The sequence below is a fragment of the Kitasatospora sp. NPDC059160 genome (assembly GCF_042755465.1).
In the GTDB taxonomy this organism is placed as follows: domain Bacteria; phylum Actinomycetota; class Actinomycetes; order Streptomycetales; family Streptomycetaceae; genus Kitasatospora.
The window spans coordinates 1-1,081 of sequence record NZ_JBHZCN010000253.1 but is presented as its reverse complement, the minus strand read 5'-3'; the positions used below and the strand labels follow the sequence as shown (position 1 = coordinate 1,081).

1 protein-coding gene is annotated in these 1,081 nt (G+C 68.7%); it reads right to left on the bottom strand.

Annotation, left to right across the window (positions count from 1 at the left end; all coding sequences use genetic code 11):
- On the bottom strand, window positions 1–1,043 hold a 1,043-nt coding region (locus tag ACFXOZ_RS42555; RefSeq protein WP_380533209.1), incomplete at its 3' end, for an IS630 family transposase.
- Window positions 1,044–1,081 lie beyond the last annotated feature (38 nt).

Sequence of the window (1,081 nt, the reverse complement as noted above, 5' to 3'; positions counted from 1 at the left end):
TTGGTCCAGACGTAGGGCCGGGGGTCGGTGTTCCAGTCGGCGACCCAGGCGCGGATGTCGCGTTCGAGGGCCTGGACGGAGCGGTGGACGCCGCGGCGGAGCTTCTTGTTGGTGAGTTCGGCGAACCACCGCTCGACCAGGTTCAGCCAGGACGAGCCGGTCGGCGTGAAGTGCAGGTGGAAGCGTGGGTGTGCCAGCAGCCACTTCTTGACGGTCTCGGTCTTGTGAGTCGCGTAGTTGTCGCAGATCAGGTGTACGTCCAGGCCGGCCGGGACCTCCCGGTCCAGCTTGGCCAGGAACTTCTTGAACTCGGCGGTGCGGTGACGCCGGTGGAGGGAGCCGATCACCTTGCCGGTGGTCGCGTCCAGGGCGGCGAACAGTGTTGTGGTGCCCGCGCGCAGGTAGTCGTGGCTGGCCCGCTCGGGGACGCCGGGCATCATCGGCAGCACCGGCTGCGAGCGGTCCAGCGCCTGAATCTGGGACTTCTCGTCCACGCAGAGCACCAACGCCCGCTCAGGCGGGTCGAGGTAGAGCCCGACGACGTCGTGGACCTTGTCGACGAAGAACGGGTCGGTGGACAGCTTGAACGACTCGGCCCGGTGCGGCTGGAGACCGAACGCCCGCCAGACCCGCGAGACCGTGGACTGGGACAGGCCCACCCGCTCGGCCATCGAGCGGGTCGACCAGTGCGTGGCGTTCTTCGGTTTCGTCTCCAGAGTCACCCGGACCAGCTCGGCGACCTGCTCGTCGGTGACCGTCCGGACCCGGCCTGGGCGGGGTGCGTCGCCGAGGCCGTCCAGACGGTCCTTGAGGAAACGGCCCCGCCACTTGGAGACCGTCTCCGTGGTCACCCCGGTTGAGGCGGCCACCGAACTGGCCGAGCGGGCAAGCCCGTCAGGCTCGACCTCGGCACACGCAAGAACGATCCGGGCTCTCAACGCCAGGGCCTGCGGGGTGGACTGGCCCCGCACCCACGCGCCGAGCACCTGCCGCTCGTGATCCGACAACACCAGCTCGGCCAGCCTCGGCCCAGGACGTCCCATGCACTGACCAACGACGGATCAAGGACTCAGGACACTAG